Annotated in this window: 22 protein-coding genes; 11 read left to right on the top strand and 11 right to left on the bottom strand. The window is 69.2% G+C overall.

Annotation, left to right across the window (positions count from 1 at the left end; all coding sequences use genetic code 11):
• Positions 1-14 precede the first annotated feature (14 nt).
• The 5 genes from hutU to hutI are packed head-to-tail and all read left to right on the top strand — an operon-like array spanning position 15 to position 6,838.
• Positions 15-1,670: a urocanate hydratase gene (gene hutU, locus ACN8HC_RS04110; RefSeq protein ID WP_490073591.1), complete on the top strand. Its 1,656-nt coding sequence runs from the start codon at positions 15-17 to the stop codon at positions 1,668-1,670.
• Positions 1,671-1,675: 5 nt separating this feature from the next.
• A complete protein-coding gene (locus ACN8HC_RS04115; protein WP_490073592.1) occupies positions 1,676-3,100 on the top strand; it encodes a purine-cytosine permease family protein in 1,425 nt (474 codons plus the stop codon).
• A complete protein-coding gene (locus tag ACN8HC_RS04120; RefSeq protein WP_490073593.1) occupies positions 3,097-4,332 on the top strand; it encodes an allantoate amidohydrolase in 1,236 nt (411 codons plus the stop codon). Before ACN8HC_RS04115 ends, ACN8HC_RS04120 begins: the two co-directional genes overlap by 4 nt.
• Positions 4,329-5,660, top strand: a complete 1,332-nt coding sequence (locus tag ACN8HC_RS04125) for a formimidoylglutamate deiminase (protein WP_490073594.1) — start codon at positions 4,329-4,331, stop codon at positions 5,658-5,660. Before ACN8HC_RS04120 ends, ACN8HC_RS04125 begins: the two co-directional genes overlap by 4 nt.
• Positions 5,657-6,838, top strand: coding sequence for an imidazolonepropionase (gene hutI / locus ACN8HC_RS04130; RefSeq protein ID WP_490073595.1), 1,182 nt, complete (start codon positions 5,657-5,659; stop codon positions 6,836-6,838). Before ACN8HC_RS04125 ends, hutI begins: the two co-directional genes overlap by 4 nt.
• Before the next feature lie 15 nt (positions 6,839-6,853).
• Here hutI and ACN8HC_RS04135 read toward each other — a convergent pair whose 3' ends face one another.
• The 6 genes from ACN8HC_RS04135 to ACN8HC_RS04160 are packed head-to-tail and all read right to left on the bottom strand — an operon-like array spanning position 6,854 to position 12,379.
• Positions 6,854-7,552 carry a hypothetical protein gene (locus tag ACN8HC_RS04135; RefSeq protein WP_490073596.1) on the bottom strand — a complete coding sequence of 233 codons (699 nt, stop codon included), beginning with the start codon at positions 7,550-7,552 and terminating at the stop codon, positions 6,854-6,856.
• Between the two features lie 22 nt (positions 7,553-7,574).
• Positions 7,575-8,552, bottom strand: a complete 978-nt coding sequence (locus tag ACN8HC_RS04140) for a magnesium transporter CorA family protein (RefSeq protein ID WP_490073597.1) — start codon at positions 8,550-8,552, stop codon at positions 7,575-7,577.
• Positions 8,552-8,881 carry a DUF4333 domain-containing protein gene (locus ACN8HC_RS04145; protein ID WP_490073693.1) on the bottom strand — a complete coding sequence of 110 codons (330 nt, stop codon included), beginning with the start codon at positions 8,879-8,881 and terminating at the stop codon, positions 8,552-8,554. Before ACN8HC_RS04145 ends, ACN8HC_RS04140 begins: the two co-directional genes overlap by 1 nt.
• 46 nt (positions 8,882-8,927) lie before the next feature.
• Entirely contained in the window at positions 8,928-10,262 is a 1,335-nt protein-coding gene (locus ACN8HC_RS04150; RefSeq protein ID WP_490073598.1) for a dihydrolipoamide acetyltransferase family protein, read from the bottom strand.
• Positions 10,255-11,268 carry an alpha-ketoacid dehydrogenase subunit beta gene (locus ACN8HC_RS04155; RefSeq protein WP_490073599.1) on the bottom strand — a complete coding sequence of 338 codons (1,014 nt, stop codon included), beginning with the start codon at positions 11,266-11,268 and terminating at the stop codon, positions 10,255-10,257. The genes ACN8HC_RS04150 and ACN8HC_RS04155 overlap by 8 nt, the downstream gene beginning before the upstream one ends.
• Position 11,269: 1 nt before the next feature.
• Entirely contained in the window at positions 11,270-12,379 is a 1,110-nt protein-coding gene (locus ACN8HC_RS04160; RefSeq protein WP_490073600.1) for a thiamine pyrophosphate-dependent dehydrogenase E1 component subunit alpha, read from the bottom strand.
• 78 nt (positions 12,380-12,457) lie between these two features.
• Between ACN8HC_RS04160 and ACN8HC_RS04165 the strand changes: the two genes are divergently transcribed.
• Complete coding sequence (locus ACN8HC_RS04165) at positions 12,458-12,976, top strand: Lrp/AsnC family transcriptional regulator (protein WP_490073601.1); 519 nt, start codon at positions 12,458-12,460, stop codon at positions 12,974-12,976.
• Positions 12,977-13,093: 117 nt separating this feature from the next.
• Here ACN8HC_RS04165 and ACN8HC_RS04170 read toward each other — a convergent pair whose 3' ends face one another.
• Positions 13,094-13,477: an ankyrin repeat domain-containing protein gene (locus ACN8HC_RS04170; RefSeq protein ID WP_490073602.1), complete on the bottom strand. Its 384-nt coding sequence runs from the start codon at positions 13,475-13,477 to the stop codon at positions 13,094-13,096.
• A 49-nt stretch (positions 13,478-13,526) separates the two neighbouring features.
• On the bottom strand, positions 13,527-13,856 hold the full coding sequence (locus ACN8HC_RS04175; protein WP_490073603.1) for a DUF4235 domain-containing protein: 330 nt from the start codon (positions 13,854-13,856) through the stop codon (positions 13,527-13,529).
• A gap of 167 nt (positions 13,857-14,023) precedes the next feature.
• On the opposite strand from ACN8HC_RS04175, the gene ACN8HC_RS04180 reads away from it, so the two are divergent.
• Positions 14,024-15,118, top strand: coding sequence for a phosphatase PAP2 family protein (locus ACN8HC_RS04180; RefSeq protein ID WP_490073604.1), 1,095 nt, complete (start codon positions 14,024-14,026; stop codon positions 15,116-15,118).
• On the opposite strand, the gene ACN8HC_RS04185 is transcribed toward ACN8HC_RS04180, so the two are convergent.
• Positions 15,041-15,838 carry a thioesterase family protein gene (locus ACN8HC_RS04185; RefSeq protein ID WP_490073605.1) on the bottom strand — a complete coding sequence of 266 codons (798 nt, stop codon included), beginning with the start codon at positions 15,836-15,838 and terminating at the stop codon, positions 15,041-15,043. The two genes, ACN8HC_RS04180 and ACN8HC_RS04185, sit on opposite strands and share 78 nt — an antisense overlap.
• Positions 15,839-15,912: 74 nt before the next feature.
• On the opposite strand from ACN8HC_RS04185, the gene ACN8HC_RS04190 reads away from it, so the two are divergent.
• Positions 15,913-18,159 carry a heavy metal translocating P-type ATPase gene (locus ACN8HC_RS04190; RefSeq protein WP_490073606.1) on the top strand — a complete coding sequence of 749 codons (2,247 nt, stop codon included), beginning with the start codon at positions 15,913-15,915 and terminating at the stop codon, positions 18,157-18,159.
• A 75-nt stretch (positions 18,160-18,234) separates the two neighbouring features.
• Here the strand turns inward: ACN8HC_RS04190 and ACN8HC_RS04195 are convergent, their stop codons facing one another.
• The gene (locus ACN8HC_RS04195; RefSeq protein WP_490073607.1) at positions 18,235-19,740 is read right to left on the bottom strand and encodes a protein kinase domain-containing protein; all 1,506 of its coding nucleotides are present in this window, start codon (positions 19,738-19,740) and stop codon (positions 18,235-18,237) included.
• Between the two features lie 77 nt (positions 19,741-19,817).
• Here ACN8HC_RS04195 and ACN8HC_RS04200 point away from each other — a divergent pair, with 77 nt between their 5' ends.
• Together ACN8HC_RS04200 and ACN8HC_RS04205 are read left to right on the top strand one after the other, a co-directional pair.
• Positions 19,818-21,098 (top strand): MFS transporter, encoded by a 1,281-nt coding sequence (locus ACN8HC_RS04200; RefSeq protein ID WP_490073608.1) that lies wholly within the window; start codon positions 19,818-19,820, stop codon positions 21,096-21,098.
• 46 nt (positions 21,099-21,144) lie between these two features.
• Positions 21,145-21,672 (top strand): mycothiol transferase, encoded by a 528-nt coding sequence (locus ACN8HC_RS04205; RefSeq protein WP_490073609.1) that lies wholly within the window; start codon positions 21,145-21,147, stop codon positions 21,670-21,672.
• Positions 21,673-21,700: 28 nt separating this feature from the next.
• Here ACN8HC_RS04205 and ACN8HC_RS04210 read toward each other — a convergent pair whose 3' ends face one another.
• Positions 21,701-22,093 carry a hypothetical protein gene (locus ACN8HC_RS04210; RefSeq protein ID WP_490073610.1) on the bottom strand — a complete coding sequence of 131 codons (393 nt, stop codon included), beginning with the start codon at positions 22,091-22,093 and terminating at the stop codon, positions 21,701-21,703.
• Between ACN8HC_RS04210 and ACN8HC_RS04215 the strand changes: the two genes are divergently transcribed.
• The gene (locus ACN8HC_RS04215; RefSeq protein ID WP_490073611.1) at positions 22,059-22,466 is read left to right on the top strand and encodes a DUF4232 domain-containing protein; all 408 of its coding nucleotides are present in this window, start codon (positions 22,059-22,061) and stop codon (positions 22,464-22,466) included. The genes ACN8HC_RS04210 and ACN8HC_RS04215 overlap by 35 nt on opposite strands.
• Positions 22,467-22,480: the final 14 nt, after the last annotated feature.

The following is a 22,480-nucleotide window of genomic DNA, read 5'->3' on the forward strand; positions in this document are numbered from 1 at the left end:
AGGATCTGACGATCATGGAAGGTGCACGACCGGTCCGCGCCCCGCGCGGCACGACCCTCACCGCCCAGTCCTGGGCCACCGAGGCGCCGATGCGCATGCTGATGAACAACCTCGACCCGGAGGTTGCCGAGCACCCCGACGAGCTGGTGGTCTACGGGGGCACCGGCCGCGCGGCGCGCGACTGGCGCTCCTTCGACGCCATGGTGCGCACCCTGCAGAACCTCCAGGCCGACGAGACCATGCTGGTGCAGTCCGGCCGGCCGGTCGGCGTCATGCAGACCCACGAGTGGGCGCCGCGTGTGCTGATCGCCAACTCCAATCTGGTCCCCGACTGGGCGAACTGGCCGGAGTTCCGCCGGCTGGAGAAGCTCGGCCTGACGATGTACGGCCAGATGACCGCGGGGTCCTGGATCTACATCGGCACCCAGGGCATCGTCCAGGGCACCTATGAGACCTTCGCCGCGGTGGCCGAGAAGCGTTTCGGCGGCACGCTCGCCGGCACGCTGACCCTGACCGGCGGCTGCGGTGGCATGGGCGGCGCGCAGCCGCTCGCGGTGACGCTCAACGACGGGGCCTGCCTGATCGTCGACGTCGACGAGTCGCGCCTGCGCCGCCGCGTCGAGCACCGCTACTTGGATGAAGTTGCCGAGTCGCTCGATCAGGCGATCGAGAAGGCCGTCGCGGCCAAGAACGAGCGGCGTGCGTGGTCGGTCGGTGTCGTCGGCAACGCGGCCGAGATCTTCCCCGAGCTGCTGCGCCGCGGTGTGCCGATCGACATCGTCACCGACCAGACGAGCGCTCACGACCCGCTCTCCTATCTGCCCGAAGGCATCTCGCCGGACGACTGGCACGACTACGCGGCCAAGAAGCCCGAGGAGTTCACCGACCGGTCGCGTGCATCGATGGCCAAGCATGTCCAGGCGATGGTGGAGTTCCAGGACGCCGGCGCCGAGGTGTTCGACTACGGCAACTCGATCCGCGACGAGGCACGGCTCGGTGGTTATGACCGGGCGTTCGAGTTCCCGGGATTCGTGCCGGCATACATCCGCCCGCTGTTCTGCGAGGGCAAGGGCCCGTTCCGCTGGGCGGCGCTGTCCGGCGACCCCAAGGACATCTACGCGACCGACAAGGCCGTGATGGACCTCTTCCCGGACAACGACCGCCTGCAGAAGTGGATGCGGGGCGCCAAGGAGAAGATCGCCTTCCAGGGCCTGCCGGCACGCATCTGCTGGCTGGGCTACGGCGAGCGCGACAAGGCCGGCCTGGCGTTCAACGACCTGGTGGCTCGCGGCGACGTCAGCGCGCCGATCGTCATCGGCCGGGACCACCTGGACTGCGGGTCGGTGGCGTCGCCATACCGCGAAACCGAAGCAATGGCAGACGGATCGGACGCGATCGCGGACTGGCCGCTGCTCAACGCGCTGGTCAACACCAGCTCCGGTGCGAGCTGGGTGTCCATCCACCACGGTGGTGGCGTCGGCATCGGTCGCTCGATCCACGCGGGTCAGGTCTCGCTGGCCGACGGCACCGAGCTGGCCGCCCAGAAGCTGGCGCGGGTGCTCACCAACGACCCCGGCATGGGCGTCATCCGGCACGTGGACGCCGGCTATGAGCGGGCAGAGGAAGTCGCGACCGAGCGCGGTGTCCGCGTCCCGATGCGGGAGGACTGAGCCGTATGGCGGTCGGCGGCGCACAGTTCGAGAAGCGCAGCATCGAGGTCGTGCCCGCGACGGAGCGGCACGGTTCTCCGATCAACCAGTTCACCCTGTGGTTCGGCGCGAACATGCAGATCACCGCGGTGGTCGACGGTGCGCTCGCAGTCGTCTTCGGCGCCGACGCCCTGTGGGCGATCATCGGGCTGCTGATCGGCAACCTGCTCGGAGGTGCGGTCATGGCACTGCACTCCGCGCAGGGCCCGCATCTCGGACTGCCGCAGATGATCAGCAGCCGTGCGCAGTTCGGCGTGCTCGGCGCCGCACTGCCGCTGGTCCTCGTCGTGATTATGTATCTCGGCTTCGCCGCCACCGGCACGGTGCTGTCGGGGCAGGCGATCAACACGATCCTGCACGTGGACACCAAGGCCGTCGGGATCATCATCTTCGGCCTGCTGACGTTCGTGGTGGCGGCGTTCGGTTACCGGTGGATCCACACGCTCGGTCGCATCGCGACCGTGCTCGGCGTCCTCGGATTCGCCTGGCTGACGTTCCGTGTCTTCCACGAGAACGGCGCACACACCCTGCTGGGTAGCCCGCACTTCGACGGTGCGCCGTTCCTGCTCGCGATCGCGCTGGGCGCCGGCTGGCAGCTGACCTTCGGTCCGTACGTCGCCGACTACTCGCGCTACCTGCCGCGCACCACCACGATCGCCAGCACCTTCTGGGCCACGTTGGGCGGCAGTGTCATCGGGTCCATGTGGTCGATGTCGCTCGGCGCGCTCATCGCGTCGGTGCCGAAGTCGACGTTCCTGGACAACCAGGTCGGCTACGTCGGCGACCTGGCCGGCGGTGGGCTCATCGCGTTCGTGATCTACGTGGTGATCGTCGTCGGCAAGTTGACCGTCAACACGCTCAACGCGTATGGCGGCGCGATGACCCTGCTTACGACGACCACCGGCTTCACCCGGCGCAAGCAGGTGCCGCCGCTGGCCCGGATCGCGTTCGTCTTCGGCTTCCTGATCGTGTCGATCCTCATCGCGTGGGCCGGTTCTGCCGACTTCCTGGACAACTTCAAGAACTTCGTCCTGCTCCTGCTGACGGTGTTCATTCCATGGAGCGCGATCAACCTGGTCGACTACTACCTGGTCTCCAAGGAGCAGGTGGATGTGCCCGGGCTGTATGACGAGAACGGTCGCTACGGCCGCTACAACATCTGCGGTCTGGCGACCTACGTAATCGGCGTCGTCGTGCAGATCCCGTTCCTGTCCCAGAGCCTCTACACCGGTCCCATTGCCAAAGCCATTGACGGCGCGGATGTTTCGTGGATCGTGGGTCTCGTGGTGACGGCGCTGGTCTACTACCCCTGGGCACGCGCAACCAAGCGCTCGCCGGAGCGCACGATCCTGCCGGACGACCTCGAGAGCATGGAGGAGGAACTCGTATGACGGGTCTCGACACCGGCTCGGCCGACGCGACCGGCACGGCCTTCGACCGGATGTGGGCCGACCTCGCCCCGGTCGGCCGTGCGCCCTCCGGTGGCTACCGCCGCTTCGCCTGGACCGCCGAGGACCACACGCTGCGCGAGTGGTTCGCCGGGGAGTGCGCCGCACGCGGTCTCGACCTGGTCGAGGACCGCATGGGCAACCAGTGGGCGTGGTGGGGCGACCCGGACGCGGACGGTCCGGGCGTCGTCGTCGGCTCGCACCTCGACTCGGTGCCCGACGGCGGCGCGTATGACGGGCCGCTCGGCGTCGTCTCGGCACTCGCCGCGGTGGACGCCTTGCGGGCCAGTGGTTTCCAGCCGAACCATCCGATCGCGGTCGTCAACTTCGGCGACGAGGAGGGTGCGCGGTTCGGCGTTGCGTGCGCCGGGTCCCGGGTCATCACCGGCGAAATGACAGCGGAGCGGGCGCTCGGTCTGACCGACGCCGACGGCGTAAGCATGGCCGAGGCGCTGCGCACGGCCGGTCGCTCTCCGGACGGGATCGGCCGGGACGACGAAACGCTGCGTCGGATCGGGCAATTCGTCGAGTTGCACGTGGAACAGGGCCGCGCGCTTGCCGACCTCGACCCGGCAACCTCGGCCGTCGCGATCGGCACGGACATCTGGCCGCACGGTCGCTGGCGGATCGACCTGCCGGGTATGGCGAACCATGCAGGCACCACGGCGCTCGCGGACCGGCAGGACGCGATGCTGTCCGCTGCCGAGGTGGTCCTGGCGGCCCGTGCGGCGGCGACGGCCAACGGCTGCGTGGCGACGACGGGCAAGATCGCGGTCGAGCCCGGCGGCGTGAACGCCATACCGTCCCATGTGCGGCTGTGGCTGGACGCGCGCGGATCCAACCGGAATGCTGTCCGGGCAACGGTTTCCGCGGTCGAGGAGGCCACCCGCGGGCTCGGCGGCACGCTGACCGAGGAGTCGTGGACCGACACGACCCGCTTCAACGCCGACCTCTCCGGCCGGCTACGGCGGATCCTCGGCGAGGAGACGCCGATGCTCGGCACCGGCGCCGGCCACGACGCCGGTGTGCTCGCGACTGCGGGCGTCTCCACCTCCATGCTGTTCGTGCGCAACCCGACCGGCGTCTCGCACTCGCCAGAAGAGTTCGCCGAGCGCGACGACTGCCTGCGCGGGGTCGAAGCTCTCACTGCCGTCCTGAAAGACCTTGCGCAATGACGACCTACTGGGCCGAATACGCCTTGCTTCCAGGCGGACTCGCTCGCAATGTGCGCTTCCTCATCGCCGGTGACGTGTTCGACCGGATCGAGGTGGGTGAGCCGCAGGGCGATGCCCACCGGCTGCCCGGTGTCGTGCTGCCTGGCCTGGCGAACTCCCACAGCCACGCCTTCCACCGCGCGCTGCGCGGGCGCACGCACACCGGTGGCGGCACGTTCTGGACCTGGCGCGATGTCATGTACGACGCGGCCCGCCGCCTCACGCCGGACAACTACCTGGCCCTCGCCCGCGCCACCTACGCCGAGATGGCGCTGGCCGGCGTCACGAGCGTCGGTGAATTCCACTACGTCCACCACAACGCCGACGGCATGCCGTACGACAACTCGAACGCTATGGGGGAGGCGCTGCAGCAGGCCGCTCGCGATGCGGGTGTGCGGCTGACCTTGCTCGACACCTGTTATCTGGCAGGCGGATTGACGGCTGACGGGCACCAGCCGCTCGCGCCGGAGCAGCGGCGCTTCGGCGACGGCGACGTCTCGCGGTGGGCCGAGCGCGTGTCTCGTCTGTGGGACGACGCGACCAACCGGGTGGGCACCGCGATCCACTCCGTCCGCGCGGTGCCGAAGGACCAGCTGCGCGACTTCGTGCAGTACACCCACTTCGGGCAGACCTGGCAGACCACCCATGCACACGTCTCCGAACAGCCGGCCGAGAACGACGCGTGCCTGGCGTTCTACGGCATGACTCCGGTGCAGTTGCTTGCCGGCGTCGGCGCGCTCGGTCAGGACTTCACCGCCGTGCACGCCACCCATCTGACTGACGCCGACATCAAGATGCTCGGTGGTGCCGGCGCCGTCGCATCGTTCTGCCCCACCACCGAACGCGACCTGGCGGACGGTATCGGCCCGGCACGCGAACTTCTCGACGCCGGAGCACGATTGAGCCTCGGGTCGGACCAGCACGCGGTCATCGATCCGTTCGAGGAAGTGCGCGGCCTCGAGTCGCACGAACGCCTCCGCACCCTGCACAGGGGCCGGCTCGGCCAGGACGAGCTGCTGGCAGCGGCCACCGCACACGACACGATCGGCTGGCCGGAGGCCGGCACGCTGAGCGCCGGCGCGAAGGCCGATCTGGTCGCCATCGACCTCGAGTCGCCGCGAACCGCAGGGGTGCCGCCGGAATTCGTGCTGACCGCCGCCACCGCGGCGGACGTGACCGACGTGATCCGGGACGGCGACGTGGTCGTCGCCGGCCGCCAGCACCGGCTGGGCGACGTCGGCCGGCTGCTGCGTGACGCGATCGACGAGTTGTGGGAGGCGGAGGTATGACGAGCACCGCGTGGACCGGTATCGGGGAACTGGTCACCAACGACCCGACGCACCCGGAAGGTGACGGCTCTCCATTGGGGCTCATCCAGCACGCGGCGGTCGTCGTCGAGGACGGCCGGGTCGCGTGGGTGGGTGCGAAGCACCGGGTGCCGGACACGGACGAGCGCCGAGACCTGGGCGGCCGCGCCGTCATACCGTCCTTCGTCGACAGCCACAGCCACCTGGTTTTCGCCGGCGACCGGTCGGCGGAGTTCGCGGCGCGGATGACGGGCGAACCGTACGACGGCGGCGGCATCGCCGTCTCGATGGCTGCCACGCGGGCTGCGACCGACGACGAACTGCGGGCGCTGGTCGGCGCGCGGGTCGCTGAGATGCGCGCCCAGGGCACCGGTGTGGTCGAGATCAAGAGCGGCTACGGGCTCGACGTCGAGAACGAGGCGCGTGCGCTGCGCATCGCTCGTGAATTCACCGACGAAACAACGTTTCTCGGCGCACACGTGGTGCCGCCCGAGTTCCGGGAGAGTCCCGCCGGGCGGAGCGACTACCTCGACCTGGTCTGTGGCGAGATACTGGCGGCCTGTGCGCGATACGCGCGCTGGATCGACGTCTTCTGCGAGCCGAACAGCGCCTACGCGTTCACCGGTGAGGAGTCCGAGCAGGTGCTGCGGGCCGGCGTCGGTGCCGGACTCGAGGTGCGCGTGCACGGCAACCAGCTCGGCCACGGCCCGGGCGTCCGGCTGGCGGTCGAACTCGACGCGGCCAGCGTCGATCACTGCACGTTCCTGTCCGATGACGACATCGACGCCCTGGCCGGATCCGCAACCGTGGCAACGCTGTTGCCCGGCGTGGAGTTCTCCACGAAGTCGCCCTACCCGGACGCCCGCCGGCTGCTCGATGCCGGTGTGACGGTGGCGCTGGCGAGCGACTGCAACCCCGGCACCTGCTACTCCAGCTCGATCCCGTTCGCGATCGCGGTCGCCGTGCGTGACATGGGTATGACGCCCGCCGAAGCCGTTCACGCCGCGACAGCGGGGGCGGCGACGTCGTTGCGCCGCAACGACATCGGGGTGATCCGGGTCGGTGCGCGGGCCGACCTCACCGTGCTCGATGCGCCGTCATACCTGCACCTTCCGTACCGCCCGGGCGTCCCGATCGCCAGATCACTGACCGTCGGTTGACCGAGACCCGGTCGGTCAGTAGGCGGCTTCCGCCCCGAGCGCGTCGCGGAACGCGTTGAAGTCGGAGGCCGACACCTTCGTGAAGGCCGCGACGGTGCGGCAGTAGCTGGTGTAGCTGAGCGCGAGATCTCCGCTGCGGTAGCCGATGACCTCGGCACGGGCCGGCCCGTAGTCGACGATCGCGTCGGCCATCCGCACCTTCGCGACGTCGTCGATGCCGCGCACGTAGCTGATCATCATGATCGTGCTGCGCTTGCGGTAGACCGGTTTCGGTTTACCCGGAAACGATGCGGAGTTGTCCTTCGCGGTCCAGTCCACGACATCTTGTGACGTCGTGCGCGGGTCGTCACTCGCGCCGGACAACTGCCACAGTCGGACCCGGCAGCCCGGCTTGACGTGCCACTCCTGCTTGCCGTTCTGAGTCTTCGGCAGCTTCGTCCAGGTCCGGGTGACCGGGATCCGCCATACCAACTCCTTCGGCGGTTTGCCGGCGTCACGCGCCGCCCGGATCCGCTGCTGCTCCGCGGTGGAGTCACCGGCCGCCGAGGTCGACACCGCAGCGCTCGGGAGCGAACTCGTCGGCACCGACGTAGAAGGGGCCGGCGGCGTGGTGACGGCGCCGGCTGCATGGTCGTTGCAACCGGCGAGGCCTGCGGCCAGCAGCGCGACGACGCCGGCCACCGCGATCGGTCGTCTTCTTCCGGGTGCGTGCATGACCGCAGACCCTAGCGTGGCCTCACAGCCAGTTGCGCCGCTTGAAGGCGACATACAACAGCAGCGCGATGCCGAGGATCACGCCGGTGCTCGTCCAGAAACCCCACTCCTGGCCGAAGCCGGGATAGGGCACGTTCTGGCCGTACCAGCCGGTGATCGCGGTCGGCACGGCGATGATCGCCGCCCACGAGGTGAGCTTCTTCATCACGTTGTTGAGTGCCGCGTCGCCCAGCGCGAGATTGGTGTCCTGGATCGACTCGATGGTGTCGCGTAGCGACTCCGACCACTCCGCGACGCGCATCGTGTGGTCGTAGAGATCCTCGTAGTAGGGCACCAGTTCGTGAGTGCCGCCCTCGGCGCTGGTGCGGCGCAGCATGGTGGTGACGACCTCACGCATCGGCAGCGTGACCCGGCGCATCCGGCCGATGCTCTTGTGCAGGCTGAACGCGTGCCGGGCGATCGCCGGTCCGGCATGGTGCTGGTCGAAGAGCGTGCTCTCCAGGTCGTCGATCTGGTTGTCGAGGCGGGTCATCACGTCGTAGTAGCCGTCCACGACCGTGTCGAGCAGCATGTGTAGCAGGGCCTTCGAGCCGAGCCGGACCAGCTGGTCGTCGGCGCAGAAGGTCTCTTCGACGCTGTCGACGGGGAAGTTGGTGCCGAGCCGGACGGTGACCACGGCACGCGGCAGCACGATGATCGACAGGCGGTGCAGGTCGTCGTCCTCCGCCATACCTTCGACGGTGAAACAGGTGACGAAGAAATAGGAGTGGAAGCGCACGGCCTTGGGTCGTTCGCGCTCGCTCAGTGCGTCCTCGACGGTGTGCCGGTCGAGACCGATCGCGGCCGCGAGTTCCTGCACGTCGTCGGCGTGCGGGTCGAGCAGGTCGACCCAGGTGAGTGTGTCCTCCTCGCCGAGCAGCGTCGGCAGCTGGCTCAGGGGGACGTCGCGGTCGCTGAGATTGCCCGCGCGCCATACGCGGGTGCGGCGCTCACACGACATCAGCCCTGCTTGATGCTGTAGCTCACTTTGTTGCCGTCGACCTTGTTGACGACGGCGGTGACCTTCTGGGTCTTGCCGTCGATCTGGACGGTGCAGTCGGTGCTTGCGTTGACCTTGGCCTTCAGGTTGCCGTCGCACTTGACGTCGCCGACCTTGGAGCCGGTCGCCGCGGCGCTGACCTTCTCCTTGATCTGGTTCTGCAGGTCGCTCTTCTTGACGACCTTGTCGCCACATCCCGCGAGCAACCCGACGATTGCCACCGCTGCCGCAAGACCGGCCCCGCCGCGTCGCATCGATGTCTTCATGGAGCCTTCCGCTGTCATGCGCATCACGGCGCGAGTTTACGGGACGATGCCGTGGGGTATCGCGGCCCGCTCACACGTCGCCGAGCAGTTGGAGCGGGCGCTCCACGGCGTCGGCGACGAAGCGCAGGAAGCCGCCGGCGACCCCGCCGTCGCACACCCGGTGGTCGAAGGTCAGGCCGAGCTGCACCACCTTGCGCACGGCCAGCTGCCCGTCGATCACCCACGGACGGTCGATGATGCGGCCCACGCCCAGCATCGCCGCCTCGGGGTGATTGATGATCGGCGTGCTGCCGTCGACCCCGAAGACGCCGTAGTTGTTGAGCGTGAACGTCCCGCCGGTCAGGTCCTGCGGTGCCAGCGTGCCGTCGCGTGCGGCGTCGACCAGTTGGACCATGCGGTCGGCGAGTTGCCGGGTCGTGAGCAGGTGGGCGTCGTGCACCACCGGCACGACCAGGCCGCGCGGCGAATCCGCAGCGAAACCAAGATGTATGGCGCCGTGCCGCACGATCTCCTGCGTGGCGGTGTCCACCGACGCGTTCAGCTCCGGATGGCGGTGCAATCCCGCGACGCAGATCCGGCCGAGCAGCGCGAGCAGGCCCGCACGTTCGAGGCCGATGATGCGGCGGGCCTCGACCAGCTCCGTGGCGTCGGCGTCGACCCACGTCGTCGCGTCCGGAATCTCCCGGCGGGACGTGGTCAGTTTGTCGGCGACGGCGCGGCGGATCCCGGTGAGCGGGATGCGCTGGTCCTGGTGAGCTCCCCCGCTGCGCTGGTCCTGCGTCGGTCGAGCCCCCCAGGGCGAGCCCGTATCGAGACCATGCTTCGCAGTGGCCGGTTCCGTCGTCGTGGTGATGGCCGCAGCCGCCTCGACGTCACTACGCCGGATGACACCGTCCGGGCCGGGCGTGATGGTGCGCAGGTCCAGGCCGTGGTCGAGGGCCAGCTTGCGCACGATCGGGGAGATGACCTTCGGCGCGCCGCCGTTGACGGTCTTGACAGCGGCTGACGGCGCAGCTGCGCCGTCAGCGGCTGGTTGGGCCGTCACCGGCGACGAGGGGCGCCGCGCGCGACGCCGCGCGGCACGGCGCCCGGCCGATCCGGACGCGTCGGTGTCGGTCGTGCCGTAGCCGACCAGCACCGCACCGGACTCGCTCTTCGCTTCCGCCGCCGAATCCACGGTCAGCAGCGGCGATCCGACCTCGATCGTGTCACCGACGGCGCCGTGGCGGGTGTGGACGCGGCCGGCATACGGGCAGGGCACCTCGACGGTTGCCTTCGCGGTCTCCACCACGACGACGTGCTGGTCGATCGCGACCTCGTCGCCGTCGGCCACCAGCCACTCGACGAGCTCGGCCTCGGTGAGTCCTTCGCCGAGATCGGGGAGCTTGAAGGTCTGCTCAGCCACGGGCGCCGACCTCCGCGTAGGTCAGGTCCGGCTGGTCGTCCCACTGCAACCGCGCAATCGCGTCGAGGATGCGTTCGACGCCGGGCAGGTAGGTCTTCTCCAGCATCGGCGCGGGGTATGGCGTGGGCAGTCCGCTGACGCGCGCGACCGGGGCGGCCAGCGAGTGGAAGCAGCGCTCGGTCACCCGTGCCGCGACCTCGCCGGCGACACCGGCAAAGCCCTGCGCTTCGGCGACGACGACGCACCGGCCGGTGCGGCGCACCGACTCCACCACGGTGTCGTCGTCGAACGGGACGATGGTGCGCAGGTCGATGACCTCGACGCTCCAGCCCTCCTGGCGCGCGGCCTCGGCCGCCTTCAACGCAGTCGGCACCGACGGGCCGTAGGTCACCAGCGTGACGTCGTCGCCGTCGCGGCGGATCTTCGCCGTGCCGAACGCCGGTTGTTTGGTGGGAAGTTCGACGTCCTGCTTGGACCAGTAGAGCGCCTTGGGCTCCATGAAGATGACCGGGTCCGGGTCGTCGATGGCTTCGCGCAGCAGGCTGTAGGCGTCGGCCGCGTTCGACGGTGTGACGACCTTGAGGCCGGGGGTTTGCGCGTAGTAGCCCTCGCTGGAGTCGCAGTGGTGCTCCACGCCGCCGATGCCACCGGCGTAGGGGACGCGGATGACCAGCGGCAGCCCGACCCGGCCGGAGGTGCGGTTGCGCATCTTGGCGACGTGTGAGGTGATCTGCTCGAAGGCCGGGTAGGCGAACGCGTCGAACTGCATCTCGACGACCGGTCGAAACCCGGTCAGGCACATGCCGATCGCGAAGCCGACGATGCCTGACTCGGCGAGCGGGGTGTCGAAGCAGCGTTCCTCACCGAACTGCTGGGTCAGGCCGTCGGTGATGCGGAAGACCCCGCCGAGGGTGCCGACGTCCTCACCGAAGACCAGCACGTCGTCGTCGGCTGCGAGTGCATCGCGCAGTGCGGCGTTGAGAGCGCCGCCCATGGTGACCGTCATGTCAGACCTCCGCCTCGATCTCGTCAGCGACCATCGCCCGCGCTTCCTCCAGTTGCGGAGTGCGCTGCGCAAAAACGTTGTCGAACAACGACATCGGGTCAACCGCCGGCTCGGAGTTCATCCGGTCGCGCAGCTCCGCGGCGTTCGCCTCGGCTTCGGCGTTGGTCGCGGCGACGATGTCGTCGTTGAGTTCGCCGCGAGCCCGCAGCCACGTCTCGACCCGGGCGATCGGGTCGCGCTGCAGCCAGGCGGTCACCTCGTCGGACGAGCGGTAGCGCGTCGCGTCGTCGGCGTTGGTGTGCGCGTCCAGCCGGTACGTGTGTGCCTCGATGAGGAACGGGCCCGTGCCGCTGCGGCAGTGTTCCAGCGCGGCGTCCATCACCGCGAGCACGGCGGCGGGGTCGTTGCCGTCGACCTGCTCGGCGGGGACGCCATACCCGATCCCCTTGTAGGCCAACGATGGTGCCTTGGTCTGCTTCGAGAGCGGGACGCTGATCGCGTACTTGTTGTTCTGCACGAAGAAGATCGCCGGCGCCTGGAAAACGGCGGCGAAGTTGAGCGCCTCGTGGAAATCGCCCTCGCTGGTCGCACCGTCGCCGATGAAGGCCAGGGCGACGTGGTCGGTGCCGCGGCGCTTCTCGCCGTATGCCGCGCCGGCGGCGTGGATGAGCTGGGTCGACAGTGGGGTGCACTGGGCGGCGGTCTTGGTCGCGATCGGGTCGTAGCCGCAATGGCTGTCACCGCGCAGCAGGGAGAGGACCCCGACCGGGTCGATGCCACGGGTGACCAGCGCCATCGACTCGCGGTAGGTGGGGAACACCCAGTCGTCACCGGTGATCGCCAGGATGGCGCCGACCTGGCAGGCCTCCTGCCCGCGGGAACTCGGGTAGACCGCGAGCCGGCCCTGCTTGGTGAGCGCCGTCGCCTGAATATCGAAGCGGCGGCCGAGGACCATGGCGCGCCAGACCTCGCGTAACCGGGCCGCGCTCGGCATCCGGTATTCGCGCCGGGCCCCGGCCTGCTCCACCTCGGCGCCGGTCGGGTCGATCAGCTGCACCGGATTGGGCGACGGCAACAGCGCAGCCGTCACCGCCTCGACTGTGGTCTCCATCACTCCAGTGTGCCGTCATCTTGGCAAATTGCCTTGATCCTCGGCGTCATACAAGACGTTTGGCGGCATACTCTCGGTATGACCTCCCAGGAGTCCAGCAAACCGCCGCGCAGCCCCGCTTCTCCCGGACAGTCGGCCGCGCCGCGCGCCCTGGACGAGGTCGACCTGCGGATCGTCGGGGCGCTGGAGCGTGATGCACGCCTGTCGGTGCGATCGCTCGCGGAGCAGTTGCACCTCTCCCGGGCGGCCACGTATGCGCGGCTCCAGCGGTTGCTCGACGAGGGTGTGATCGCCGGCTTCGCCGCGCGCGTCGTGCCGCACTTGGCCGGGTTGCACACCACGGCCTACATCGCGCTGCAGATCGAGCAGAACACCTGGCGGACGGTCTCCGCGGAGCTGGCGAAGCTGGACTACATCGACTCCATCTCGCTGCTGGCCTCGGAATTCGATGTGCTCGCGCTCGCGCACGCACCCGACAACCAGGCGCTGCGGACGCTGGTGCTGGAGCGGATCCAGGCGATCCCCGGTGTGCTCGGCACCCGAACCTGGCTGGCGTTCGAGGAGATTCGCGGCGCGGGTGCCCCCTGGGAGAGGTGACCTCGGTGATCGACCGGCATACCGATGTCGCGAGAGGCCTAGCGATTCCGGCGGAATCGGTACGCCGCTCAATCAGTCGATATGCCGCTCAATCGCGGGAGTGGGCGGTGGGCCGTCTCAGCGCAGCAGGTCGCCGCGGCCGAAGAGCTCGGCGGTGGCGGCGGCGGACGGCGAGCCGGTGTTGACGTCGGCGCCGGCGTCGAGCAGCAGCCAGACGATGGTGTCCTCACCCTTGAAAACGGCTCCCGCCAAAGGCGATTGGCCCCGGTCGTTGAGCCGGTTGACGTCGGCGCCGCGCTCGAGCAGCGCCGACACCGCGCCGGCGTGCCCGTGGTAGGCCGCGAGCATCAGCAGTGTGTTGCCGCAGGAGTCGGTGAGGTCGACCGGCATACCGGCGTCGAGTTGCGCGACGAGCCCGGCGACGTCCCCGTCGCGCGCGAGATCGGTGCGCGGGTCGGCGTGGCCCACCGGCGCCCCGTGATCCGTGGTCGCGTCGCTCATCAGGTGAGCCTAACCGACGATCACGCGTCAGCAGAAGCCGTGAAACGGCTCAGTGCTTCGACGTGCCCTTCTTGCCGGCGATGGCATCGACGGCGGCCTTCTCCCGGGCTTTCTGGACGGGCGGGGGTAGGTGACCGGTCGATTTGGTGTAGTAGTCCGACGCCTTGCGCTGCGCGTAGGCCCGGAAGCCGCCCGCGATCGCGGACGCCAGGATCGTGAAGACCGCCACCTGCGCCGCGGAGTAGTTGGGGTCGTGCTTGTTGACCGGCGGGGTGCCGCCGGTCGCCGCCTTCCACGTGGTTGCCGTGACTTGCCGCGCGGCCCGCCCGGCCGCGATGCCGGACACCGCGATCAGTGCCTTGTATGCCATCCCAGCCATCGCTCTGCGATCTCCGTTCCGTATGCCGACGTGCTCCTCGCCTTCGGCTCCGAGCCTGCCACGCGAGCGGCGTGACGTCACGCCGGGTCCGCCCTCACGTCATACCCACCTTCCGTGGGTGGGGAATCCACCGGCCGGGCATGGAGTGTTTGTCTACTATGTTTCGAATGGTCACCGCAGGGGAGGAAAGCGTCCCCACTACGTTCTCCTCCCGGCTGCCGTGGGACACGGTGCGGTGGATGGCGATCGGCCTGTATGCCGCTGTGCTCGCCGCTTCCTGCGTGACCCGTGGTGTTCCGATGGACCGGGTCGGTCTCACGCTCTGGATCATCGCCGGGCTGAGCGCGGTCTGCGTCGGAAGGGGCTGGCGGGCGTGGGGCCGGATGATGCTGGATTGGCTTCCGTTCCAAGGGATTCTGCTGGCCTACGACTACAGCTACGGCGCCGCGTCATACTTCAGCGGCGGCTTCAGCGCTGGTTTCCCGCTCGAGGGTGCGGTGAACCGCATCGGCATGCCGCTGCACGTCACCTTCCCGATCCGGATGGACGAATGGCTCTTCGGTGGCACCCTGCCCAGCCAGTGGATCCAGCAGCACCTCAGCGACGCGGTGACGGACGCGCGCTGGTGGTCGGTTTTCGTGACCCTTTGCTACTGCAGCCATTTCGTGGTCTCGCCGATCATCGCGGCGGTGCTCTGGATCCGGTCGCGCGAACGGTTCCGCGCCTGGGCGGCGCTGGTGGTCGCCCTCGCGGTGGCCGGGGTCGCGACCTACTTCCTCTTCCCGATGAGCCCGCCGTGGCTGGCGTCCCAGCAGGGTTACATCTCCGGAACCGAGATCTATCGCATCCCGGGGCAGGGCTGGGCGTGGCTGGATTTCCATGTCGCCGAAGAGGTGCTCGGCGATGCGCAGGCCCGGTCCAATCCGGTCGCGGCCATGCCGTCGCTGCACATGGCGACCGCGACACTGGTGGTCGGCTTCTTCTGGTTCAGCGTGCGGCGGTGGATCCGGCCCTTGCTGTTGCTCTATCCGGCGCTGATGGCGTTCACCCTGGTCTACTCCGGTGAGCACTACGTCACCGACGAAATCGCCGGTGTGCTCTACGCGCTCGTGCTGCTGGGCGTGTGGCGGGTGCTGCACCGGCGGCCGCTGCACCTACCCCGAGGCCTCGGTGGCTCGGGGGTCCTATCGAGTTGGAAAGTGCCGCACCGTGAGGCACTGCTCGACCCGGCCGACCGGCCCATGGATGTCGTTCAGCACTGAGGACGTCAGGCCGAGGCCGTTCGGACCGAAGGTGACGCTCGTGTCCAGCCCGACCAGGGTGGGGTCGGGCTCCCGCACGAAATGCAGCGTCAGATCGACATTGGGGAACATCAGCTTCGTCGGCCGCACCCGGGTGGCGATGCCATTGGCGGTGTCGACGAGCATCGTGTATGCCGCGATCGGTGCCACCTCCACGCCGTCGATCAGCTCGCAGTCGGTGCTCACCCACACCTGGCGGCGCCCTTCGCGACCGCCCGGGACGGCCTGGAGTTGCAGCGACCGGATGTAACCCCCCGGCCACTCCGAGGCGCCGTCGAGGGTCTCCGTGTCGTCCGGGCCGGGCATCGAGGGAAGCTCGTATCCCTCGACGTCAGTCAGGTCGGAGACGGCGAGCCGCCAGGCGCGGGCACGGATGATGGTGCGTCCGCCGATCGTCAGCGTTGCCTCCAGCAGCTCGATCGTCCGGCCCGGACGGATCGTCTCGACGTGAACGGTGCTCTCCTCCAAGGGGATCATCCCGAAGACGTCGAAGCAGATCCGTCCGATCTGCATGTCCTCACGCTGCTCGTGCTGCGCCAGTTCGTGCGTGATCAGTCCGCTGACCGGTGCCAGGTGCTGCTCGGTCTCCTGCCAGGCGCCTTGCACGTGCATCGTCGGCTGGTAGACCCCGGGCGCGACAGGGACGTAGAAGGCATTCGGGTCGGTGCTGCGGTTGGTCACGGAACAGCAGCGTAGGCGACCGACTGGGAATATACCCATGGGGGGTATAGTTGGCGTCGACTGGAGGTGACGACATGACAACGGAAAGTCCCGCACCGGTCCACGAGGTGGAGCTGGGCATCACCGGGATGACGTGCGCGTCGTGTGCGATGCGCATCGAGAAGAAGCTGCGCAAGCTGGACGGCGTCGACGCCACGGTCAACTTTGCGACGGAGAAGGCCAAAGTGTCCTACCCGGCGGGTGTTTCGACCGAGCAGCTGGTCGGCGTCATACAGGCGGCGGGGTATGACGCAAGGCTTCCCGAGCCCCCCGCTGCCACCGGCGAGGCGCCAGCGGAGGAGCCGGACGAGACCGCCGGGCTGCGCCACCGGATGACCGTGAGCTGGCTGCTGGCCGCCCCGGTCATCGTGCTCGCGATGGTGCCGGCCTTCCAGTTCCGCAACTGGCAGTGGTTGTCACTGGTGCTCACGGCCCCCGTGGTGGTGTGGGGCGGGCTGCCGTTCCACCGCGCGGCCTGGGCAGGCCTGCGGCACCGCACCACGACGATGGACACGCTGGTGAGCGTCGGCACGCTGGCAGCCTTCGGCTGGTCGCTCTACGCGCTCTTCATCGGTGACGCCGGTATGCCGGGCATGCGGCACAGTTTCTCGCTGACCACATCGCCGGGCGAGGGCGCGAGCACGATCTACCTGGAGGCGGCCGCCGGCGTGACGGCGTTCCTGCTGACCGGCCGCTACCTGGAGGCGCGCTCCAAGCGGGCAGCCGGAGCGGCGTTGCGCGCGCTGCTCGAGTTGGGCGCCAAGAGCGTCTCGGTCGTCCGCGACGGACGCGAATCCACTGTGCCTGTCGAGGAACTGCGGGTCGGAGATCTCTTCGTGACGCGCTCGGGGGAGAAGATCGCCACCGACGGCGAGGTCGTCGAGGGCAGCTCGGCGGTCGACAACTCGGCGATGACCGGTGAGTCGGTCCCCGTCGAGGTGGCGCCCGGTTCGCCGGTGACCGGGTCCGCGGTGAACGCGGGCGGCAAGCTGGTCGTGCGCGCGACCCGGGTGGGCTCGGACACCGCGCTCGCGCAACTCGGCCGGCTGGTGGAGGAGGCGCAGACCGGCAAGGCGCAGGTCCAGCGCCTCGCGGACCGGGTCTCCTCCGTCTTCGTGCCCGCGGTCATCGGGCTGGCGCTGCTGACGTTCCTCGGCTGGGTCGTCTTGGACGGCTCCGTCGTCACCGCGTTCACGGCCGCTGTCGCGGTGCTGGTGATCGCGTGTCCCTGCGCGCTCGGACTTGCCACGCCGACCGCGCTGCTGGTCGGCAGCGGCCGCGGGGCGCAACTGGGCCTGCTGATCAAGGGTCCGGAGGTGCTGGAGAGCACCCGCACGATCGACACCGTGCTACTGGACAAGACCGGCACGGTCACGACGGGCGTGATGCGGGTGGCGCGCGTCATACCGGCTACGGGTGAGTCGGCCGACCAGGTGCTGGCGCTCGCCGGCGCCCTGGAGCACGGGTCGGCGCACCCGATCGCCCGGGCGATCACCGACGCCGCCGAAGCGGGGGGCGCCCTCGCCGCGGTCGAGCGGATGGCGGATGTCAGCGGTCTCGGTGTCACGGGGTCCGTGTCCGGCCAGGACGTCGTTGTCGGCCGACCGAACCTCTTGGCTCGCAGCAACATTCACCTGCCCGAGGACCTGACGTCGGCGATGGCGAATGCGGAAGCGGCGGGAGAGACCGTGGTTGCCGTGGCCTGGGACGATGTGGCCCGTGGGCTGATCGCCGTCGCGGACGAGATCAAGCCGACGTCGGCCGTCGCGGTGAGCGACCTGCGACGGCTCGGGCTGCGGCCGGTCCTGCTGACCGGCGACAACGAGGCGGTCGCCCGGACGGTCGCCGCGCGGGTCGGCATCGACGACGTCATCGCCGGCGTGCTGCCCGAGGACAAGGCGTCCGAGGTGCGTCGGCTGCAGGACAAAGGGCGTGTCGTGGCGATGGTCGGCGACGGCGTCAACGATGCGGCGGCGCTCGCCCAGGCCGACCTCGGCATCGCGATGGGCACCGGCACCGATGTCGCGATCGAGGCCAGCGACCTGACCCTCGTCCGCGGCGACCTGCGCGGCGCCGCCGACGCGATCCGGTTGTCACGCAGCACGTTACGAGTGATCAAGTCCAACCTGGTGTGGGCGTTCGGCTACAACGTCGCGGCGATCCCGCTGGCGATGAGCGGCCGGCTCGGCCCGATGGTGGCCGGCTTCGCGATGGCCTTCTCGTCGGTGTTCGTGGTGCTGAACTCGCTGCGGCTCCGGCGCTTCCGTCCCCTCTCGGATTGAGCGGCATACCCGCACATTGACCGGCATACGGAATCGGCCCGAATCCGGATGCCGGTCAATGCGACGCTGTGCCGCTCAATCAGAGGAGGGCGCGGCTACGGTCAGCCCGAGCGCGTCGACCATCGCCGGCAGCCCGGACTGCCAGCCGGCGGACACATTGCGGATCTTCCACGCGTCGCCGCGGCGATAGACCCGTACCAGCAGCGCCGCGCGCTCGTCGGTCAGCTCGGCGGGCAGCCGGAATTCCTCACGCTGCTCACCACTCCCGGCATACAACGTGGTGCGCAGGTCCGCGAGGTCACCGAGTATGGCGGGCGGGTCGACCGCCATACCGACGACCACCGCGTGCACCTCGGGTCCGAGCGCGGCGGCATCGAACTCGACCCGGCCCGAGTCCAGCAACCGGACGACGCCGTCGCGCGAGGCCCGGTTGTTGAAGAAGACCAGGCTGTCGTCGCCGAGCGCACGGTCGTCGGCGCCGAGCTCACAGGCGATGAGGTCGACGGTCGCGCCGCCGGACGCCTCGACCCGCAGCGACAGCACGGTGGACGACAACGGGGCGTTCTGCCCGCGGGACAGCGTGAACACCGCCTGCCGGGAGGGCCGACCGGCGACGGTCTGCGGCACCGGCGTCGTGGGATGGGCGTCGGGCAGGTGCGCGACGCGGACCGGGGCCATGCGGTGGGTCGTCGGTGCAGCGACGCCGATCGCCGCCTGCAACTGACGCGCGAACTCCACCGCACCTCGCGGGCGGTCGTCGGGGTTCTTCGCGAGCGCCGCATCGATCACCGCGCGCAGTGGTGCCGACACGGAGTCCGGCAGCGGCGGCACCGGCTGCTGCACGTGTGCGAGCGCGAAGCCGACCGCGGTGTCGGCGTGGAACGGCAGATGCCCGACGAGCATCTGGAAGGCCACGACGCCGAGGGAGTAGATGTCCGATTCCGGCGTCGCCTCCTTGCCCATGGCAGCCTCCGGGGCGAGGTACTGCGGCGTCCCCATCACCTCACCTGCCCGGGTCATCGATGAGGCGTCCAATGCCCGTGCGATGCCGAAATCGGTGAGTTTGGCGATGGATTCGTCGTCGACGACGATGTTCGCCGGCTTGACGTCACGGTGCACGATGCCCTTGGCGTGGGCGGCGTGCAGCGCGTTCGCGGCCTGCACGAGCAGGTGCACGGCGTCGTCCTCGGCCATCGGCGCGCGTTCGGCGATGACCTTCGACAGCGGATCGCCCTCGACCAGCTCCATGACGAGGTATGCCGTGCCGCTGTCCTCTCCGTAGTCGTAGACCTGCGCGATGTTGCCGTGGTTGAGCCGGGCGGCGTTGCGCGCCTCGGTCCGGAACCGCGCGAGGAACTCCGGGTCGTCGGTCAGCCCGGTCTTGAGCAGCTTGATCGCCACCGGCCGCTCCAGGACGGTGTCGGTGCCTCGCCATACCTCGCCCATGCCGCCACCGGCGATGCGCGACTCGAGCAGGTAGCGGCCACCCACCTGCGTGCCCTTGGTGCGCTGCATGTCCTCCGAGCCCTCCGCCTTGTCGCTGCAGCCTAACGACGTCCGCGGGACGGTGGCACGTTCCATCCGTTCGGCCGTGACGTTTACATTGGGGTGCGAATATTTCGAGTCGGAACAGGAGCCGAGTGACCAGGCTGCGCAGCATGTTCGCGGACACCAGGCCGTTGCAGGTGCCCGCTTTCCAGCGGCTGTGGACCACCAACATCATCACCGTCGTCGGCGCGCAACTGACGGTGGTCGCCGTCCCCGCCCAGATCTACGCCGAGACGGGCAGTTCGGCATACGTAGGGCTGACCGGTGTCTTCGGGTTGGTGCCGCTGATCGTCTTCGGGCTGTATGGCGGCGCGCTCGCCGACGCGATGGACCGCCGGCGGCTGCTGATGATCTCCACGGCCGGGCTGATCAGCTGCAGCGCGCTCTTCTGGCTGCAGGCGGCGATGCACGCGAACAACGTCTGGCTGCTCCTGGTCCTGTTCGCGGTGCAACAGGCGTTCTTCGCCGTGAACCAGCCGACCCGGACGGCGATCCTGCCGCGGCTCATCCCGATGGACCAGCTACCCGCGGCCAACTCGCTGAACATGACCGTCATGCAGTTCGGCGCGATCGCCGGGCCGCTCATCGGCGGCGCGCTGATCCCGGTCCTCGGATATCAGTATCTCTATCTGACCGACACGATCTGTCTGTTCGCGACACTGTGGGCGGTCGTCACCCTGCCGGCGATGCCGCCCGAGCACGAGGACGCGCCGAGGGCCGGATTGCGTTCCGTGATCGAAGGATTCGGCTATCTCCGCAACCACAAGGTGCTGATGATGTCCTTCCTGGTCGACATCATCGCGATGGTGTTCGGTATGCCGCGCGCCCTCTTCCCGCAGGTCGCGCACCAGAGCTTCGGCGGTCCCACCGACGGTGGTCTCGCCTTCGCGTTGCTGTTCGCGGCGATTCCCGCCGGTGCGGTGCTCGGCGGCATCTTCTCCGGCTGGGTGTCGCGGGTGGAACGGCAGGGGCTGGCCGTGGTTTGCGCGATCGTGGTCTGGGGCGCGGCGATGGTGCTCTTCGGCGTGGGCGTCGGTCTCGCCGACGGCAGCGCGGACGGCTTCCTGATCGTCGCGGTTGCCGGTCTGGTCATCGGCGGCGCCGCCGACATGGCGTCCGCGGCGTTCCGGTCGACGATGTTGCAGGAGGCCGCCGGGGACGCGGTGCGCGGCCGGCTGCAGGGTGTCTTCACGGTGGTGGTGGCCGGCGGTCCGCGGATCGCCGATGTGGCGCACGGTGGTGTCGCGGCGCTCGCGGGCACCGCTGCGACGGCGGCGGGCGGCGGGGTCCTCGTGGTGGTGCTGGTGCTCCTCGCCGCCTTCGCCATACCGGTGTTCGTGCGGTATCGCGTGACACGCCCGTCGCCGGCAGCCGCTTCGCCTGCCCACTGACTCACCGCGGCGCTGACTCCCGCGGATTCGTGGTTGTCTGGAAGACATGGCTGACATGGCGGAAGTGACGACAGACCTGCTGCTCGACGCGTTCACCCGCGTCCATGACCAATTGGCTTCCCAGCTGGACGGGTTGACGGGGGACGAGCTGCTCTGGCGCCCGGCGCCGGCGGCGAACCCGATCGGTTGGCTCGCATGGCATCTCGCACGGGTGCAGGACGACCATCTGGCGGGCATCGGCGGTGTGGAGCAGGTGTGGATCAGCGCCGGGTGGGCGGAGCGATTCCGATTGCCCTACGACGTGCACAGCATCGGTTACGGCCAGTCCAGCGAGGACGTCGGAGCGTTCTCGGTGACCGATGTGACGTTGCTGATCGGCTATCACACGGCGGTGCAGGAGCTGACCAAGCAGCTCCTCGGGCGGATGACCGGGCCGGCCGACTACGAGCGGATCGTCGACGAGCGCTGGGATCCTCCCGTCACCGCTGCCGTCCGGGTCGTCTCGGTGATCGGCGACATCACCCAGCACCTCGGCCAACTTGCTTATGTCAGAGGCCTTCTCGACCAAAGGTGACCTTTCCGGCCCCAACCTGCGGGCATGGTCAGGCGTCATACCTGTGAGAGGTCGATCGACGAGAGATCGATCGTGAGCAGGGGATGATCACGATGATTCGCACGTCTGCACGCACTGCTCTCACTGCAACCGGCGCCGGTATGGCGTTGCTCCTCGCCGGCTGCGGTTCGCCGGGCTCCGCCTCCGCCGGGCACACCTCGGCACGCGTGTCGTCTGCCGCATCCAGCGAGAGGCCCATGCCGCAGACGTCGACCGGGACGCCGAGCGGCGGCTCGTCGTCGAATCCCGGGACGCCGAGCGCGCCGGTCTCCACCGCGTCCGCCCAGCAGCCGTCGGCCACGACGTCCGCCGGTGACAAGCCGGTGCCGCGCTGCACGGTCGACCAGTTGAAACTGTCGATCGGCACCGGCAACTCGGACATGCAGGGCGCCCACCGCCCCTTGCGGTTCACGAACATCAGCCACACGGTGTGCAAGCTGACCGGTGCGCCGGGGGTGTCGTATGTCGCCGGCGACGACGGTCATCAGGTTGGGCTCCCGGCGGACCGCGTCGTCGGGCATCAGCCGGTGGTGCTGATCCCGAACGCGACGGCGTCAGCAGGACTGTTTCTCTCGAGTGCGCCACGCAAGAGCGATTGCCAGCAGGTGAACGTGCGCGGCATCCGCGTCTATCCGCCGGACTCCTATCGCGCGGCATACCTGCCGCTGCCGGAGGTCACCTGTCAGCCACCGCAGAGCCGGTCGTACCTGAAGGTCGGTCCGGTCCTGCCCGGCCCGGACAACGCCACGGTCTGATCCGCGAGCAGACT

Source organism: Flexivirga sp. YIM B11880, assembly GCF_058148645.1.

Excerpts from the sequence above, each read along its gene's own strand:
- hutU (WP_490073591.1), top strand. The coding sequence starts at position 15 with ATGGAAGGTGCACGACCGGTCCGCGCCCCGCGCGGCACGACCCTCACC.
- ACN8HC_RS04115 (WP_490073592.1), top strand. The coding sequence starts at position 1,676 with ATGGCGGTCGGCGGCGCACAGTTCGAGAAGCGCAGCATCGAGGTCGTG.
- ACN8HC_RS04120 (WP_490073593.1), top strand. The coding sequence starts at position 3,097 with ATGACGGGTCTCGACACCGGCTCGGCCGACGCGACCGGCACGGCCTTC.
- ACN8HC_RS04125 (WP_490073594.1), top strand. The coding sequence starts at position 4,329 with ATGACGACCTACTGGGCCGAATACGCCTTGCTTCCAGGCGGACTCGCT.
- hutI (WP_490073595.1), top strand. The coding sequence starts at position 5,657 with ATGACGAGCACCGCGTGGACCGGTATCGGGGAACTGGTCACCAACGAC.
- ACN8HC_RS04135 (WP_490073596.1), bottom strand. The coding sequence starts at position 7,552 with ATGCACGCACCCGGAAGAAGACGACCGATCGCGGTGGCCGGCGTCGTC.
- ACN8HC_RS04140 (WP_490073597.1), bottom strand. The coding sequence starts at position 8,552 with ATGTCGTGTGAGCGCCGCACCCGCGTATGGCGCGCGGGCAATCTCAGC.
- ACN8HC_RS04145 (WP_490073693.1), bottom strand. The coding sequence starts at position 8,881 with ATGCGCATGACAGCGGAAGGCTCCATGAAGACATCGATGCGACGCGGC.
- ACN8HC_RS04155 (WP_490073599.1), bottom strand. The coding sequence starts at position 11,268 with ATGACGGTCACCATGGGCGGCGCTCTCAACGCCGCACTGCGCGATGCA.
- ACN8HC_RS04160 (WP_490073600.1), bottom strand. The coding sequence starts at position 12,379 with ATGGAGACCACAGTCGAGGCGGTGACGGCTGCGCTGTTGCCGTCGCCC.
- ACN8HC_RS04165 (WP_490073601.1), top strand. The coding sequence starts at position 12,458 with ATGACCTCCCAGGAGTCCAGCAAACCGCCGCGCAGCCCCGCTTCTCCC.
- ACN8HC_RS04170 (WP_490073602.1), bottom strand. The coding sequence starts at position 13,477 with ATGAGCGACGCGACCACGGATCACGGGGCGCCGGTGGGCCACGCCGAC.
- ACN8HC_RS04175 (WP_490073603.1), bottom strand. The coding sequence starts at position 13,856 with ATGGCTGGGATGGCATACAAGGCACTGATCGCGGTGTCCGGCATCGCG.
- ACN8HC_RS04180 (WP_490073604.1), top strand. The coding sequence starts at position 14,024 with ATGGTCACCGCAGGGGAGGAAAGCGTCCCCACTACGTTCTCCTCCCGG.
- ACN8HC_RS04190 (WP_490073606.1), top strand. The coding sequence starts at position 15,913 with ATGACAACGGAAAGTCCCGCACCGGTCCACGAGGTGGAGCTGGGCATC.
- ACN8HC_RS04195 (WP_490073607.1), bottom strand. The coding sequence starts at position 19,740 with ATGGAACGTGCCACCGTCCCGCGGACGTCGTTAGGCTGCAGCGACAAG.
- ACN8HC_RS04200 (WP_490073608.1), top strand. The coding sequence starts at position 19,818 with ATGTTCGCGGACACCAGGCCGTTGCAGGTGCCCGCTTTCCAGCGGCTG.
- ACN8HC_RS04205 (WP_490073609.1), top strand. The coding sequence starts at position 21,145 with ATGGCTGACATGGCGGAAGTGACGACAGACCTGCTGCTCGACGCGTTC.
- ACN8HC_RS04210 (WP_490073610.1), bottom strand. The coding sequence starts at position 22,093 with ATGTCCGAGTTGCCGGTGCCGATCGACAGTTTCAACTGGTCGACCGTG.